Raw genomic sequence first — 15,392 nt, 5'->3', positions numbered from 1 at the left:
TGCAAGCTCACCCTGAAGCATCAAATTCCGGACCGAGGCTTCCCGGATGCCAACCGTCACACAGAGTTACTTACCCTGGTGACGTCGACCGAGAAGGGGGTCCTCGACACCGTCAGATGTCGAGTTGCGAGGGCAGGCTTTAGCGTACGTTTTCGCTCCGCCGCACTCTGACCCCCGCGCCCCCGACGCCAGCGGCTCTCGCGATCTCCGGCATGCTACCTGTCGTCTTCTGCGGCGGCCGGGTTGTGAAGCTCGCGAAGTTCTCCGCCGACCTCGGGGCGGTTGAACGGGTAGAAGCCGTGGAAGTTGATGTGCTCGAACAGCAGAGGCAGCACATGGGCGCGGATCTCTGGGGTGACTTGCCCACCCTTGATGCCCAGCGCGCCGCTGTCCAGCTTCTTGACCGCCGCATCGATATAGAGCGAATTCCACCAGATTATGGCGTTCAGCCCGAGGCCGAGCGCGCCCACCTGGTCCTCCATGCCGCGTTCATAGCCCCTGGTCAGGCGGCCGAGGTTGCCAAAGAAGACGCGGCGGGCCAGGGTGTGGCGGGACTCGCCGATGTTGAGCTGGGCTCCGATCACCCTGCGGTACTCCTCGACGTGGATGACCTGAAGCAGGTGGAGCGATTTGAAGATCCGGCCGTAGTGGGCAAAGGCGTTCCCGAGACCGGTCAGGCGGCCGTCGGCCATCATCATCCGGATCAAGTCGTAGGCGCGGACCTGATTGGTGGCCAGCGAGCCGGCCACCCGCACCATGTCGTCCCAGTGCTGCACGATGGCCGGCAGCGACACCCGGCGCAGGCCCAGAGTGTTGAAGGCGCCCCACGCGTTGCCGGACCTGTGATCGCGGGTCAGGGTGCCCTCCAGCATCGCAGTGTCGACCCACCACAGCTGGGTGTCGGTGATGTCGGCGTGCCGCGGCGCGAACTGATAACCGCAGATCGCGAACAGGCCATACACGACGTCGCTATAGCTGCCCTGATCGGTCGTGATCACCTCGGGGTGCTCGGCGGCGTCCAGGCGGTGAATGGCGTTCAGGATGAACAGCGAGTCGCGCAGCGTGCCGGGCACCAGCAACCCGCCGAGCCTCATCACCTTGTCCGAGACGGTGTTTAGCCAGGTCGAGCCGCGTGCGCGCTTGCCGATCCCCCAGTAGAGCGGCGAGGGCCGGGCGTGCAGGGAGCGGACCGGCACGACGAAGCGCATGCCGTCCACCGAGGCCACCAGCCCGCCGGCCCAGTCGGCGGTGATGTCGATGCCCGCCTGCTTGTCGACCAGGCAGGCCGAGGCCGCGGCGATGCCTTCGCCGTGAAAGTAGCCCTTCTCCACGCCCAGCAGCCGGTGCTCGGCCAGCGCCGGCATCCCCTCTTTGATCACCGGCACCAGGCCCACGTTGCAGGACCTGGCCACGGTGAGCGCGGCCAGGGTGATATCGAGGTCATCGCGGCGCAGGTGCGAGCCGGAGATGTGGCGCATGCAGTCGAACATGCCGGTCTTGGCGTGCGTCTCCAGCAGCAGCTCGGGGTAGTCGATGCGCGGCAGCATCGCGGCCACCGCGTCGTGCACGGCCTTGAACCCCTCCGGCAGCGGGGCGGCCTCCAGCCGCGACAGCTGCAGCTTGCCGCCCTTGATATTCACCGCCGCATTCGCCGACAGCCCGGCCGCGACCTGAGTGTAGGCGTCGTCGACCAGGTCAGCCAGCTCCCGCAGATGAGCACGCGGATCGGCCTGCAAGTCCAGCGCCGTCAGCACCGAGTCGCGCTCGCGAACCCACAGCCGCTCCTCGATCAGCCTGGCCCGCGGGTTGCCCCACTTGTCCGCGCCCACCGCGTACACATCGCGGCGGCGCAGGGCCAGATGCAGGGCCTCCAGGATGGCGAAGACATAGGCGGGCCTGTCGATCAGCGGCGCCTGCAGCGCGGGGTTACCGAACACCAGCCGCCGCCACGACCCGGTCACCAGCTCCTCGAACCCCTTGATGTGCTCGCGGCCCGGCTTGCGCGCCGCCGTCAGCTTCGGCAGCGCCTTCACCGCGGCGACGATCGGCGAGCCAGCCGCCGTCGCCCCCCACGGGATGACCGAGGCCAGCTGCTCGATGAACGGCTTGACGGTGCCGTAGTGCTCCACCAGCTCCGCCCGCCACTCCAGATCGCCGTCGTCCTCATCCGTCGGCAGCGGCAGCAGCTCCGCAATCGTGGCCAGCGCCGCCTCCAACTGCTCCCGGCTGACCACCTGCACCACCGCGCTCACCACCTCGCTCGCCGTGGTGACCTTGGACCCGCCATCATCGCCGACACGGGTCGGCGGGGTATCGCGCACGATCGCCCACGCGGTCGCCAGCCGGGATGCCGCCACCCGCAGCCGCGGCAGATTCCGCAGCTTCTCCTTGTCCCCGGCCCGGCTGGCCTGCGACAGCAGCTTCGTCGACATCAGCAGGTCGAACAGCAGCAACGCGTCATCGACCGCGACACCCTCCAGCTGCCGCACCGTCGCCAGCAGCGTGGCCTCGCGACTCCACTCCAGCACCGACACCTTCTTGCCCTCGGGCACAGTGAGCGTGGCCACCAGCTCCCCGCGCATGTGCCGCGGCGCCGCCTCCACCAGCGCCCGGTTGATCGCGGTCAGCCCCTCCCGCCGTACCTCGGTCACCAGCCGTGACACCGTCGTGATGCCCGGCAGCAGCACCCGGTTCTCAATCAGCCACAGCACCGCCCGGTCGAACAGCTCCCGCTTGGAATCGCGTGTCTTGGCCACCCGCGAGGCGATGAACGCCGTCACCTCGGCCTCGCCGAACTCCCGGTACTTCAGCAGCTTCCGGATCTGCGCCGCGTGATCGTAGGGGGTCTGCCACCGGTCGCCGTAGCGCTTGACGACCGTCCAGTCCTCGATGCCCAGTTGCTCGGCCACGTAGCGGATCACCACCTCCGGCACCTCGGCGGGCCCGGTGTCGGTCAGGAACGTGCCGAGCATCCGCACCGTCCCCCACTGCAGCGACCAGCCGAGCCGATTTTCCACACCGCCGCCTCCGCGCCTGCGCCAGCGCGGCCTCATCCAGGAAGAAGAACCTCTCCAGTTCCTCGGGCGTCGGATCCGCCACAAACCGGCCGTACCGGCTTACCTGCTCGCCAGATAGATACTCATGCTGCACAGATGGTGACCTTACGAGAACATTCCGTTACTACTTGCCAGTATGTCGAATCGAGACCGACTCGACCTGCTGCACCCCCGACACTCAGCCGACCTGCGGCTCAGCGCTTATCGAGAAGTCTCGTTGGAATATGACCACGACCCCAAGGTGGTCTCCGGGGAGGATCGGACCGGAGTTTTGGCGCTAGAGAGTCGATCTTGACGACGATTCGGTGACGACGGCTGTTTGCCCTGGCCGAGCGCCCTAGCGTTCCTGCTCATGCCTGTGGATTTCCTCTCTGATGAGCAAGTAGCCCGCCGCCCCGACCGGCCGGTACCGGCCGGTCGGGGCGGTTGTGTATCTGCGGGCCACCGCTATCGAGGAGGGCCGAGGCTTGTCCTCGATGAGCGGCGTGCTGGCCGGCGCCGCCTACCCCCTGCTGCTGGCCTGGCGGCGGGCCCTGGCCTGCGGCTAGCGCAGATGCCGGGCGAAGAACCCGGCCGCATCCTCCCCTGCGAACTGCGGGACACCGGTGTGCCCGCCCATGTTGGCGTGCAGCGTTTTCTCCTTGGAGCCGAAGGCGTCGAACAGGTCCAGGGCCGCCTGCCTGTCGTTCCCTTTGTCATCCCACTGCAGCAGGACATGCAGCGGAATGGTGACCTGTCGGGCTTCCTCGAACATGGTGCGAGGCACGAAACTCCCGGCGAAGAAGCCGGCGGCCACGATGCGCGGCTCAACCACCGCAAGCCGGATGCCGATGGAGATCACTCCCCCCGAGTACCCGACCGGGCCGCCGATCTCGGGCAGCGACAGGAGGGCGTCCAAGGTGGCCTGCCATTCCGGGACCGCCTTGTCGACCAGCGGGAGGATGAGGGCGTCGATGATCTCGTCACCGACCGGCTCGCCGGCCTCCATAGCCCGGCGCAGGTCGGCGCCGGCCTGCTCGGCACCGGCCAAACGGGGCCGGTCACCGCTCCCGGGGAGCTCGATGGTGGCGGCGGCGAAGCCATCCGCCGCGGCCTGCCGGGCCCGCACCACCAGCCGGGGGTACATCTTGCGCAGCCCGAGCGGGGGGTGGCCGAGCAGGATCAGCGGGACCGGTGCGGACGCGGATGAGGGCGTCCACAGGATGCCGGGGATCTCACCGAGGGTGAATTCGCGTTCGACGACGCCGTCGTCGAGGCGCTGTTCAGAAGTGAATCGCAAGGTCGTGCCTTTCGGGAGTGCGCTTGAACGGCGCTCCCGGACGACCTATCGCCCGACCGTGACCCCAGAGGGGAGCACCCATGTCGATACTGCGTTCACGGGTACCACCTCCTCGTTCTCTCGCACGGCCTCCAGAAAGGTAGCAGCGGTCGCTGTGGTCCGCCAACGGGTTTTCGCGAAGGCTCCGTGGCCGGATACCACGGAGCCACTCGCCTAAGGCAAGGCCGTGTAGTAAAGGGCTTCGCTGTGACGTGATCGCAGCGTGACGAAATCGGAACACTGCGCAGAGCTACTTAGGAGGAGCCGACGAGGCCCCGAGCCGGAATGAGAGCCAGCGGCCTTCAGGGCACTGATCAGTTCGCCGGGAGGAGGGTGATCCAGGCGGCGCCGTCCAGGTACAGACTAAAGGCTGCCACCAGCCCCTCGCCCACGGTCTCGGTCAGCCACTGGTCGTCACCGACTTCGCCGCACCGCTGTAGGTTCCGGATAGACCTGTCGGTGTCCGAGTGTGTTGTCGTGCATAAGGCGATCAGAACACCATCGTGAGCAGGTCGGCAAACAGCTCCTGTTCGTCGATCTCGAGCCCACGGTTCGTGAACCAGGTGGCCATGTTGTGGCAGTCGCGCATCAGGAAGTCCATGCCCTTCGGGTTGCCGACGATGTCGACGACCTGGGGCAGGTCGATCATCACGATCCGCTCGTCCTGCGCGAGGACGTTGTACGGCGAAAGGTCGCCGTGCGCGAGTCCCGCGCGAGCCAGTTCACGCATGCCGTTGCGGAGCTGCTCGAAATACACACCGAGCAGCTCCTTCGACGGCCGGACTTGGGCGAGCCGGGGCGCGAGCTCCTGCAGGAACCCGTCCTCGCCGGTGGCCAGCTCCCACAGCGACCGCGCCGAGTCCGCCGACAACCCGTTCAGCACGTGCAGGCAGAACTCCCGCTCGAACCGCGCCCTGCCCGCACCCACGATCCGGTCCGGCCTGCCCGGCGGTTCGATCTTCAACGTCCGGCAGCGGGACAGCAGAGCCGCCCGCAGCCCCTCGTCGGTGAACACCATCGGACAGATCTTGTCCGCCAGCCACCCGGCCAGCACGTCCTCATCCGCCCGGGTCGATTCCCGGAAGCCCAGGGCCTCCCGCACCTGCGCCCGGTGGTACTCAATCGTCGACCCCGACCACCGATACTCCGCGAACAGCGCCGGATCGACCTTCACCTGCCCCGCCACGTAGTCGACGGCAGCCTTGGGTACCTCGCCCGCGTGCCGAGGGAACCGGCCCTCCTGCTCGAAGAATTTCAGCAACACACCGAAGCCCAGACGTGTCGCGCCCGTCTTGTTCCCGACCAGGTCCCAGTCGTCATCCAGCAGCGTCCAGGCCTCGATCAGCTCCTCCGGCTCCCATTCTCGACGCATCCCCGCCGCTCCCTTCGCCCGACCGACCCCCGAGAACAGGGCAACACGATCGAACGGGGAACACCCCCTACGCCCCGGTACACGCGATTCGTGACGACCGCGAACCGCAACCGTGATCTAACTCATCGCTACTTTGGGGCTGGGGCCACCTTCGGGAGCGGAGGGCCGATCCGGGCGCACACCCGCTCATGCTCCACCGCCAGCACCCGGTGCCCGCGCTCCAACGCGGCGCGGCGGACATCACCGGCATCGGGTGTATCGACGGCAGTGGGGGCAGTGGCAGCAGCATCACATGCATCGTCGGCAGTGGCCGCATCCAGCCCGGACAGCAGCGCCGCGCAGTGGTCGCGTTTGGTGGCCAGGTGTTCGCGCTGGCCGCGCAGTCGGTGCAGCTTGGCCGAGATCGCGGTGGCGTCGTAGCGCAGCATCCGCCCGTCGGTGCACACCCGGCCCTCGCCTAGCCGGGCGTCGCGGAGCCGGGCGATGGTGCCGGTCAGGAGGGTGTTCACGCCCCAGTCCAGGCCCAGGGCCACGGTGTGGCCGGTGGCCGGGGCGGATGGGATCGGGGTCTGGAACGGCAGATCGATGCGCACCTTGCCGTGGACGATGCGCACCGTGGGGGTGCAGAGTTTGGCCTCCGGCGCCACGGTGGGCGGCAGCGTGAACACGATGGCGTGCCACGCCCAATCCTTGGGTGAGGTGGGCGAGGAGTTCAGCGGCAACTGCACCCGCAACATGGCGCTGGTGTCGCTGGTGCGGGTCAGGGTGACCAGTTGCCGGTCGGCCGCCGCCAGCACCGCCTGGGCGGCAACCCGGGGCGGCTCCTCCACCTCGGTGAGGTCACCCGGCAACACGCCCTCGCGCTCCAGCACGGCACGGACCTGCCGGGTGCGGTTACGGATCTCCGCCGGGGTGACCCCCTGCGGCAGCGCCGCAGGCAACGCCTTCCACTCCGTCTCGCTACGCCGCTGCGGGTTCTGCGGCCAGGTGGCCAGGATCGCCGCCACGACGCCCCGCCGGTGCAGCGCCGCCCGCAACATGCGGGCCGCCTGCTCCTCGGCACACCGCCGCACCCGATCCGAGACATACACCCCGCCGCCGCTCACCCCGCCACCGGGTATCCCGGCAGCGCACCCCCAGGCCAGCCTGCGGATGGCCATCCACCCCTTGACCGGCAACACCCGCCCGTCCACCCCGACCCCGGCGGCCAGCACGTCCAGATCCCGCGCATTCCACCGCCCGGCAACGATCCCGGCGGTCATGGCCCGGGTCAGCGCGGTCAGCCAGGCCACCCGCTCGGCCAGCAGCGGCCCGGTCAGCACCTGCCCGGTTGCCTCCACAACGGCCCGGTGCCCGGTACAGGTCGCGGTCGCCACCATCACCGCCATGCGCACCCGCCCCTCTCCCCGGCACCGGAACCCGTGACATCATCGTGCGCACGCGACGCTACACACCGCCACCGACAATTCCCGGGCGCCACCCACCCGACGACTCAGCAATCCCGGCACGAAAACAGCCCGACCAGATGATCCGAAACACATCCCCGCTCAGGTCCGCTTAGCCAATCAAGGCAACGGTTCGTACCCTGTCCGCGTACGCCGTCAGCGCCGCCTCGCTCGCCCACGGATTGGGGGGCGGCGCGGATGAGACGGGCATGACGGGACTCGGCCGCTACAGCGCACTGCTCACCCACCTGATCGACGCGGCGTACTACCCGGGCCTGTCCGCAGCCCTCGACGCGGGTGCCTTCGGCAGCGCTCAGCGAACTACTCGACGACGACAGTAACCGCCGCCGCATCGCCGACCTCATGGCCGGCACGGACATCCGCTACGACATGGGCGACGACGCCTCGCCGCCACATCCGCTGGTCGGTCGCTGGCTGCCCGACTTCCAGTTGGGCACCGGTGACGGACCCATGCGGATCGCGCAGCTGCTGCGCCCCGCCCGCCCCCGCGGCCGCCTTGCTGATCCGCCCCGATGGCTACGTGGCCTGGGCCGAGCCCCTCCACCGATCGGAGCAGCCGGTGCACCACGGTCTGCACAAAGCGCTGACCACCTGGTTCGGCGCTGCGAACCAAGGAACGTGAACCCGCCGTGACAATGTTGCGACAACCCGCGGCTCACCTCGCTCTCACCCTGACTGCCGCGGTCCCCCTCCTGGTCACCGCACTCCATCTTCTGGAGCCGGACCTCGATCCGTCATGGCGCTTGATCACATCATCTCCAGATCAGGAGCACTTTCCGCGTCTACCCCACTGCCGCCCGTGGAATCTCCGGGCTAAAGTCGCGCCATGGTGACCAAGGTCTTGATCGCGTGGCTCCGCGACTCTGATCCGGCATTGCGCTGGCAGGTCGAGCGCGATCTTGTGCGCGATCCGCCCGAGGTTTGGGGAGCAACGCGGGCAAGGATCGCGGCTGAGGGCTTCGGGGCGCGCCTCCTCGCGCTCCAGGGCCCTGATGGCCAGTGGGCGGGCGGCGCGTTCTTCCCCGCCGATTTCGACTTTCACGGTCCTGAAGCGGCAGAGGATGCCGGGCAGCCCTGGACGGCGACAACGTGGACGCTCAACTCGTTGCGGGAGTGGGGCCTCGAGTCCGCGGTCCTGCGCGAACGCCGCACGGCCGAGCTTCTCGCCGAGAACAGCCGCTGGGAGTACGAGAACCTGCCGTACTGGGGTGGCGAGGTCGACTGCTGCATCAACGCCTGGACGGTCGCGAACGGTCTGTGGCTCGGCGCCGACATCACCGGCATCGTCGACTGGCTCCTCGAGCATCGACTGCCCGACGGCGGTTGGAACTGCGAGTGGATCGAGGGCTCAACGCGATCGTCGTTCCACTCGACGCTCAACTCCCTCAAGGGGCTGCTCGCCTACGACGTCGCGACCGGAGGCACGGACGCGACGCGCGCTGCCCGGCGCTCAGGCGAGGAGTACCTCCTGCAGCGCGGGCTTTTCCGCCGTCTCTCGACGGGCGAACCGGTGGCACCGTGGGTGGACCGTTTCGCCTACCCGCTCCGCGGGTTCTACAACGTGCTCAACGCAGCCGAGTACTTTCGCCAGGTTTCACTGCTGGACGGCGCTACGCCGGACCCGCGCATGGCTGACGCGATCGAGCTCATCCGTGCCGCCAGGCAGCCGGACGGCACCTGGCTCCAGGCCCGCCGGCACCCCGGGCGGGTGTGGTTCGAGGTCGACGCGCCGGCGGGGGAGCCATCGAAGTGGCTGACGCTGTTCGGGACACGAGTGCTCGCCTGGTGGGACTCCCAGATTCCCTAAGTTGTGAGGAGCCGCCAGGTCATTGACCCCACCTAGGAGACACTGCCCTTGGTTGTCCGACGTGCCGAGGTGATCGGCCAGCTTGCCCGAGGCCGGCATGGATGCGATCCAGAGCGTTGCGGATACGCACGTGCCAAGGGCGCTGGACGTCTGGTAGCGGCCACGGCGTTCGGCGGTCGGGATGTCGCCTGGGGCGACGGTCCGGGCGTGTTCAATCGCCGTGCCGTTGTCGCCGAGGACCTGGGAGATGCTCACCTGGTAGAGGGCAACGCCGGTGGCGTTGAACGCGGTGGTCGGCGTTCCCGCTGACTCGTTCCGTGACCTCGACCGCGTGGGTGATCAGCTCGCGGGCGCTGGCAAGGTCACCGTCGCATCCACAGCGGACGGCAAAAGACAAAGGCAAGGAGATTACCCACTCCTTGCCACTCTCAACATATAGCGCACCGGGGGGCTTGCGGCAAGACCCGGGTCGTGCTGCAGAATCGTCCGCCGAGGCCAGACCCTGCGGCAATCAGGGGTTCGCGAAGTACGTGTGCGTTTGTCGCTTGTTGAATGGGGGTTTCATGATTGACGTGATCGTTGCCGGCGGCGGACCGACCGGCTTGATGCTGGCCAGCGAGTTACGGCTGCACGGCGTGCACGCGCTCGTGCTGGAGAAGGAGGCGGAGCCGACCAGGTATGTCCGCGCGCTCGGCCTGCACGTGCGCAGCATCGAGGTGATGGACCAGCGCGGTCTGCTGGAGCGGTTCCTCGCGCACGGCAAGCAGTACAAGATTGGCGGCTACTTCGCCGGCATCCTCAAGCCGTGGCCGGACCGGCTGGACACCGCACACTCGTACATCCTCGGTATCCCGCAGACCATCACCGAGCGCCTGCTGGCCGAGCACGCCGCCGAGGTCGGCGTCGAGATCCGGCGTGGCTGCGAGCTGGTCGGGCTGAGCCAGGATGAGGACGGGGTGACCGTCGAGCTGGCCGGCGGCACGCAGTTGCGCTCGCGCTACCTCGTCGGTTGCGACGGCGGCCGCAGCACGGTGCGCAAGCTGCTCGGCGTCGGCTTCCCCGGTGAGCCCGCCAAGGTGGAGACGCTGCTGGGCGAGATGGAGGTGACCGAGGATCCGGCGACGGTCGCCGCCATCGTCGCGGAAGTCCGCAAGACCCAGCTGCAGTTCGGCGCCGGGCCTCTCGGGGACGGAGTGTACCGCGTCGTCGTGCCCGCCGAGGGGGTGGCCGAGGACCGCACGGTTCCGCCGACCCTCGAGGAGTTCAAGCAGCAGCTGCGGGCCTTCGCGGGCACCGACTTCGGCGTGCACTCACCGCGCTGGCTGTCCCGGTTCGGCGACGCCACCCGGCTGGCCGAGCGCTACCGGGTCGGCCGGGTGCTGCTGGCCGGCGACGCGGCGCATGTTCACCCCCCGCTGGGCGGGCAGGGGCTCAACCTCGGCATCCAGGACGCGTTCAACCTGGGCTGGAAACTGGCCGCCGAGGTCAACGGCTGGGCACCGGAAGGGCTGCTGGACAGCTACCACACCGAACGGCACCCGGTGGCCGCCGACGTGCTGGACAACACCCGCGCGCAAACCGTGCTGATGTCCACCGAGCCGGGTCCCCAGGCACTGCGCCAAGTGGTGTCGGAACTGATGGACTTCGAGGAGGTGAACCGGTACCTGATCGAGAAGATCACTGCGATCGGGGTGCGCTACGACTTCGGCGAGGGGCATGAACTGCTCGGCCGGCGGATGCGGGACGTGGAGCTGAAGCGGGGTCGCCTCTACGAGCTGATGCACGGGGGTCGCGGGCTGCTGCTCGACCAGACCGGCCGGCTCTCGGTGGCGGGCTGGGCAGACCGGGTCGACCACGTCGTCGACGACAGCGAGGAACTGGACGTGCCCGCGGCGCTGGTGCGGCCGGACGGCCACGTGGCGTGGGTCGGCGAAGACCAGCAGAAGCTGCTCAGCCAGCTGCCCAAGTGGTTCGGCGCTGCCGTCAGCTGAGCGCGCAGTTGTGGCTCGAAAGGGCGGGACCCATCTGTGGCCGCGTTCGGCCCAGTCCGCGCCCCCATGAAGCTCACCAGCTCAGCACCCTCGGACGCCCGGCCGGAACCGGCAGCCGGTCCCGCAGCATCCGCACGCCCAGCGGGACCAGGGCCACGCAGAGCAGGGCGGTGACCAGCGCATCGGGGATCGAGGCGGCCTTGAGTACGCCCATCCAGGTGCCTCCCGCCAGGAGCAGCATCAAGGCCCGGGCGGTGCCGAAGACGCCCGAGCGCCAGGCGGCGACGGCCAGCAGGAGCGAGCCCGCGTACTGGCCGACCGAGGCCCAGACCTTCCCCCGCCACGGGCCGTAGGAAATGTCCACGTACTCGTTCATGATCGCATTCGTCGCCTGGTCCAGGCCGATGACCTCGGTGAGCTGGAAGGCGGTCTGGTCGGCGCCGGCGGAGTACAGGCGGGAGAAGAGCCCGGCGACCAGCAGGGTGGCGCCCCAGAAGGCGAGGCCGCCACCGACCCGCTGGGCCAGAGCGACGAAGGCGGGGAAGAGCAGCACCGCCCCCAGGGCGAAGACCGCGTAGGAGAGGGTGAGCAGGGCGGGCTCCGAGGTGTAGGCGAGGAGCTGGCCGTAGGCGGCGAACGGCTGCGCCTCGGCCCACGCCTGCTGCTGTGGGGTGAGGGCGGTGATCGTGCTCAGGTAGCGCAGCAGGTATCCGGCGCACATGACGACCGGCCCCAGCACGAGCGTCGCGCCGCCGATCCACCGTCCTGGAAAGTACGTGTTCATGGCGGCGAGCATGTCGGGGGCGGACCGGGTGGGTCATCCGCCGATCGTCAACCGGAACCCCTGTCGAAAGTCAGTACTTCTTGAGCTCCCCGGGGGCGAAGTTGTTCGGGCTCGGAACACCTGGACACATGTTTAACCCGTCAATCCCGACATCGTTGAACCTGTGCAGCCTGCGCTGCGCTTTCCGCTCGCGGTTGGTGCGCACATTGATCTGCCCGTGCACGAGGTACGGCTTGCAGCAGTGAACGCAGCAGTTGTGCGGCAGTGTCGGCGGATACTTCGCCGGGTGTGTTCGTGATCTGGGCGGCGAGTCCGTCGACGAACGTGTGCAGGAGCGCCGCCCAGAGCTCGACCTGGGCATCAGGGTGCGCGAGCGTGGCCTGGCTCGGTTCGCGGGTCGCCTCGAATCCGCGCAGGGAGGCGATGCATTGGCGGTACAGCGCCCGTTGGTCGTTCCACGTCACAGAGCCTCCTTCTGGAGGGTGTTGACGTTCCCATTCCACGACCGCTGACCACAGCGCGTATTCCTCGAGCCGCCCGGCATCGAGCGGCAGCATCTCCTCCACGATCGTGGCGATCCCTTCGACCACCGAACTTGCAGTGCGGGGCCGCTGAACGCGTGGGAGGACCCGTCGGCGGAGGGTGTCGGTGGTGGCTTGTACGACGTAGGCCTGCAATTCGTGCTGATTGCGGAAGTAATGCCGCAGGGACCCGGTGGACCAGCCGGCTTCGGCGGCGACTCCGCGGACGGTCACGCCGGCAAGGCCTTCGCGGAGGATCACCCGGATGGCGGCCTCGCCGAGCTCGGCCCGGCGCTGGTCATGATCAACGAGTCGTGGCACGTTCATATGTTAACACGCATGTGCTATTTTAACTAACACGGGCGTGTTGTTACGGCTTGTCGGCTCCCGGAAGGAGACAGCTTTGTCGATCGAGACGATCGGCGCGGTGCTCGGACTGGCCCTGCTCGATACGCTGAGTCCCACCGTGATCGGGATAGCTCTCTATCTGCTGCTGGCCAGGCCGCACCGCGTGGGCGCGCTGCTTGGCGTGTACCTCGGATCGGTCGCGATCGCGTACTTCGCCTTGGGCGTACTGCTCATGCTCGGCCTGGGCGCTGTCGTGCCAATTGTCGATGACACCGTGTGGGCCTGGGGACAGGCCGTCCTCGGCGCAGCGCTCATCGCGGGGAGCTACTTCATCCCCGACAAGAACCCCGAACGTGCATCCATCCGGGCTCGGTCCTTCACCATGCGCTCGATGCTGCTGTTGGGGCTGGGGACCTGGCTGTTCGAGTTCGCCACCGCCGTGCCGTACTTCGGCGCGATCGGCATCATGACCTCGGCCAACCCGCCCGCCGTCCAATGGTCGCCGCTCCTCGCCGTGTACGTGACCATCATGGTGATCCCAGGTATCCTGCTCTTTGTCGCATGGGCGGCCCTGGGCGAACGAATGCGTGAACGGTTTGAACGGTGGCAGAACAAGCTCTCCTCTGGATCCCGCACAACACTGCGCTGGATCGTCGGGATAGCAGGATTCCTGATCCTCCTGGACGCAGCACCGGACCAGATCACCATCACGATGAGTCCGTAACCGCCCGCATCGGCACCTCGACGAAGCCCGTCCGCCTCGGCCGCCCGCCGCCGATCGCTCATCGGCTGCTGCCGCCCTCCCTGCGTCGGTTGCCGGCACGCACCCGCCGCACCCCACGAACCACCAGCCAGATCCCGAGCACCGCGACGATCGGGCCGATCACGGCCCACTGCGTCGCGCCGCTCATCACGCTTCCACCGACGACACCGAGTCCCTGCAGGGTCCACAGTGCCCCCATGCCGACGAGCAGCACACCGCCCGCCAAAGACAGCCAACCGATCATGATCCGCCTCCGATATTCATCCATCATCGAACTGCTCGTCGCTGTCCAGTCCGGCGTAGCGTGGCCGCCGACCACGACGCCGGCTCCACGGTGCCGTCCGCCGTCTCCTCCAGCCCCAGCACTCGCCATCGCGGAACATCGACACTGACGTTGAACTTCCGTTCACGATGCAGCACGCACCGGCAGGAGCACCGCGGAAGGATGTGCGTGGTCGTGGTAGACGTCTTGGTCGGCCGCCTTCAGGGTGGTGGCGGTGGCGTGGGGTTCGCCGGTGCCGGGTTTACGAGCGTAGCGGGGGAAGGCCCCGCTGGAGACCTGGACGCGGATGCGGTGACCGCGCTTGAACCGGTAAGCGGTCGGCCACAGCGCCACCGTGGCGCGGCTGATCTCGTTTGGCAAAACCGAATCTCTCACCGACCGGGGCAAGCTCCCGGTGGTCCACACGCCGGTGTCGACGTCCCAGAGCCGGCCTGCCGCTGTGGAAGCCATCGCCGAGATCACTACCATCCTCGGCCCACCCCGCCGCACTCACCGCCTCCCGGTGCCTTGGTGATGCAGCGGTCCACGGCGATCTCCTGCAGGACCAGGCCGATGATGCGGTCGTAGGCTTTGCCCGCGCCGACCGTGGCGATTGACATAGATCAATAACCTAATTACGGTCAGGTCCGTATGTGCGCAGATCCCTATGGCGACGTCAGAGTCTCACGGGCAGGCAGCCGCTGAACCCCTTGGCACCCGAGTCCGCCATCTCTGCCACAAACCCAATCCAAGAGTCCGCTCATGGAGCCGGGCCAGCTCCCCGGAGAACAGGATGTGTCACCATGCGGTTCCACAATGACCTAGTGATCAACCGTCCGGCGGGCGAGGTGTTCAAGTATCTGGCGGACCTGGAGAACCTGCCCCGCTGGAACTACGCCATCGCCGAGACCCAGAAGGTCTCGCCCGGCTCGCCCGCCCAGGGAACCGTCTACCTCCAGACGCGCACGCTGCCCAGACCCATGCAGGAGACCCTTGAGATCTCCCGCTACGAACCCGACCGGCTGCTGGCCGTCACCGGCGGCTTCGGCGACCTGGAGGGCACCTCCACCTACACGCTCGAGCCCAACGAAGGAGCCACCAGACTGACCAACGAGATACGGCTGGAAGGCCGCGGACTGCTGCGCGTCGTCTCCGCCCTCGCGACCGCCAACGTCAGACAAGCCGTCGCCCAGAACCTCGCCGTACTTAAGAACCTCCTAGAAAGCGCCGCCGGGACGCCGTGACATCCGCGTGCCGGGGCCGAAGAGCCGAACACGCAGGTACGGACACCCTGGCAGGCGTAGGAGCACCTTGCCACCCTGAGTGTCCTCGCCCGTTGGATCGTGTTCGCTGGTACACGCTTCCGCCGACCGTGTCCGACTTCACCCAACGTCTACCTCGTCTGCACCGTTGCCAGCCTCGCCGCCGCAGCAGTCGGCAGCCGCCTCATCCTCCTGGCACCGATACGCGACCCGTCCGCGGAGACCAGCTCCGGGAAAGGAGCCTGATCAGTTGCCGCGGCGCACACATCGTTCAGCCATCACGAGCTTGGAGAGGGGAATCCGCGCGCTGCCGAACAGGATGCGAAATTATCCGATCAAACGCTACCGCGCCGTCGCGACCAGGTACGACAAGCTCGCCGTCCGCTATGAGGCCACCGTTCAGATCGCCATCATCAACGACTGGCTGACCTGCTTCTGAAGC

15 protein-coding genes and 1 pseudogene are annotated in these 15,392 nt (G+C 68.0%); 7 read left to right on the top strand and 9 right to left on the bottom strand.

Annotated elements, in window-relative coordinates:
* Positions 1-215: 215 nt before the first annotated feature.
* The 4 genes from EJK15_RS38125 to EJK15_RS38110 form a co-directional block, all read right to left on the bottom strand.
* Entirely contained in the window at positions 216-3,017 is a 2,802-nt protein-coding gene (locus tag EJK15_RS38125; RefSeq protein ID WP_171074761.1) for a Tn3 family transposase, read from the bottom strand.
* Between the two features lie 583 nt (positions 3,018-3,600).
* The gene (locus EJK15_RS38120) at positions 3,601-4,335 is read right to left on the bottom strand and encodes an alpha/beta hydrolase (RefSeq protein WP_138715333.1); all 735 of its coding nucleotides are present in this window, start codon (positions 4,333-4,335) and stop codon (positions 3,601-3,603) included.
* Positions 4,336-4,864: 529 nt separating this feature from the next.
* Positions 4,865-5,746, bottom strand: coding sequence for an RIO1 family regulatory kinase/ATPase domain-containing protein (locus EJK15_RS75090; RefSeq protein ID WP_138715332.1), 882 nt, complete (start codon positions 5,744-5,746; stop codon positions 4,865-4,867).
* Positions 5,747-5,874: 128 nt separating this feature from the next.
* A complete protein-coding gene (locus tag EJK15_RS38110) occupies positions 5,875-7,140 on the bottom strand; it encodes a hypothetical protein (protein ID WP_138715331.1) in 1,266 nt (421 codons plus the stop codon).
* Between the two features lie 260 nt (positions 7,141-7,400).
* Here EJK15_RS38110 and EJK15_RS76590 point away from each other — a divergent pair, with 260 nt between their 5' ends.
* From EJK15_RS76590 to rox, 4 genes are all read left to right on the top strand, one after another.
* Positions 7,401-7,532 carry a hypothetical protein gene (locus EJK15_RS76590; protein WP_276615473.1) on the top strand — a complete coding sequence of 44 codons (132 nt, stop codon included), beginning with the start codon at positions 7,401-7,403 and terminating at the stop codon, positions 7,530-7,532.
* Between the two features lie 119 nt (positions 7,533-7,651).
* Entirely contained in the window at positions 7,652-7,834 is a 183-nt protein-coding gene (locus tag EJK15_RS77820; RefSeq protein WP_420847123.1) for an aromatic-ring hydroxylase C-terminal domain-containing protein, read from the top strand.
* Positions 7,835-8,038: 204 nt separating this feature from the next.
* The gene (locus EJK15_RS38105; RefSeq protein WP_138715330.1) at positions 8,039-9,019 is read left to right on the top strand and encodes a prenyltransferase/squalene oxidase repeat-containing protein; all 981 of its coding nucleotides are present in this window, start codon (positions 8,039-8,041) and stop codon (positions 9,017-9,019) included.
* 563 nt (positions 9,020-9,582) lie between these two features.
* Positions 9,583-11,010: a rifampin monooxygenase gene (gene rox, locus EJK15_RS38100; RefSeq protein WP_138715329.1), complete on the top strand. Its 1,428-nt coding sequence runs from the start codon at positions 9,583-9,585 to the stop codon at positions 11,008-11,010.
* A 73-nt stretch (positions 11,011-11,083) separates the two neighbouring features.
* On the opposite strand, the gene EJK15_RS38095 is transcribed toward rox, so the two are convergent.
* Positions 11,084-11,794 carry a hypothetical protein gene (locus EJK15_RS38095; protein ID WP_138715328.1) on the bottom strand — a complete coding sequence of 237 codons (711 nt, stop codon included), beginning with the start codon at positions 11,792-11,794 and terminating at the stop codon, positions 11,084-11,086.
* Positions 11,795-11,934: 140 nt separating this feature from the next.
* A complete protein-coding gene (locus tag EJK15_RS38090; RefSeq protein WP_171074760.1) occupies positions 11,935-12,636 on the bottom strand; it encodes a TetR/AcrR family transcriptional regulator in 702 nt (233 codons plus the stop codon).
* A gap of 82 nt (positions 12,637-12,718) precedes the next feature.
* On the opposite strand from EJK15_RS38090, the gene EJK15_RS38085 reads away from it, so the two are divergent.
* The gene (locus EJK15_RS38085) at positions 12,719-13,387 is read left to right on the top strand and encodes a GAP family protein (protein WP_171074759.1); all 669 of its coding nucleotides are present in this window, start codon (positions 12,719-12,721) and stop codon (positions 13,385-13,387) included.
* Between the two features lie 58 nt (positions 13,388-13,445).
* Here the strand turns inward: EJK15_RS38085 and EJK15_RS38080 are convergent, their stop codons facing one another.
* The 3 genes and pseudogenes from EJK15_RS38080 to EJK15_RS38070 form a co-directional block, all read right to left on the bottom strand.
* Positions 13,446-13,745 (bottom strand): hypothetical protein, encoded by a 300-nt coding sequence (locus EJK15_RS38080; protein ID WP_206061353.1) that lies wholly within the window; start codon positions 13,743-13,745, stop codon positions 13,446-13,448.
* Positions 13,746-13,832: 87 nt separating this feature from the next.
* Positions 13,833-14,171 (bottom strand): CocE/NonD family hydrolase C-terminal non-catalytic domain-containing protein, encoded by a 339-nt coding sequence (locus EJK15_RS38075; RefSeq protein ID WP_240777471.1) that lies wholly within the window; start codon positions 14,169-14,171, stop codon positions 13,833-13,835.
* 17 nt (positions 14,172-14,188) lie between these two features.
* Positions 14,189-14,281, bottom strand: a pseudogene (locus EJK15_RS38070) (IS5/IS1182 family transposase); the annotation flags it as partial.
* A 231-nt stretch (positions 14,282-14,512) separates the two neighbouring features.
* On the opposite strand from EJK15_RS38070, the gene EJK15_RS38065 reads away from it, so the two are divergent.
* Both EJK15_RS38065 and EJK15_RS38060 read left to right on the top strand, forming a co-directional pair.
* A complete protein-coding gene (locus EJK15_RS38065) occupies positions 14,513-14,932 on the top strand; it encodes an SRPBCC family protein (RefSeq protein ID WP_171074758.1) in 420 nt (139 codons plus the stop codon).
* 304 nt (positions 14,933-15,236) lie between these two features.
* Complete coding sequence (locus EJK15_RS38060) at positions 15,237-15,389, top strand: hypothetical protein (protein WP_206061351.1); 153 nt, start codon at positions 15,237-15,239, stop codon at positions 15,387-15,389.
* The last annotated feature ends 3 nt before the right edge of the window (positions 15,390-15,392 follow it).

Source organism: Nonomuraea basaltis, from assembly GCF_005893125.1.
GTDB classification, from domain to species: Bacteria; Actinomycetota; Actinomycetes; order Streptosporangiales; family Streptosporangiaceae; genus Nonomuraea; species Nonomuraea basaltis.
This window is presented reverse-complemented; position numbering and strand designations above follow the sequence as displayed.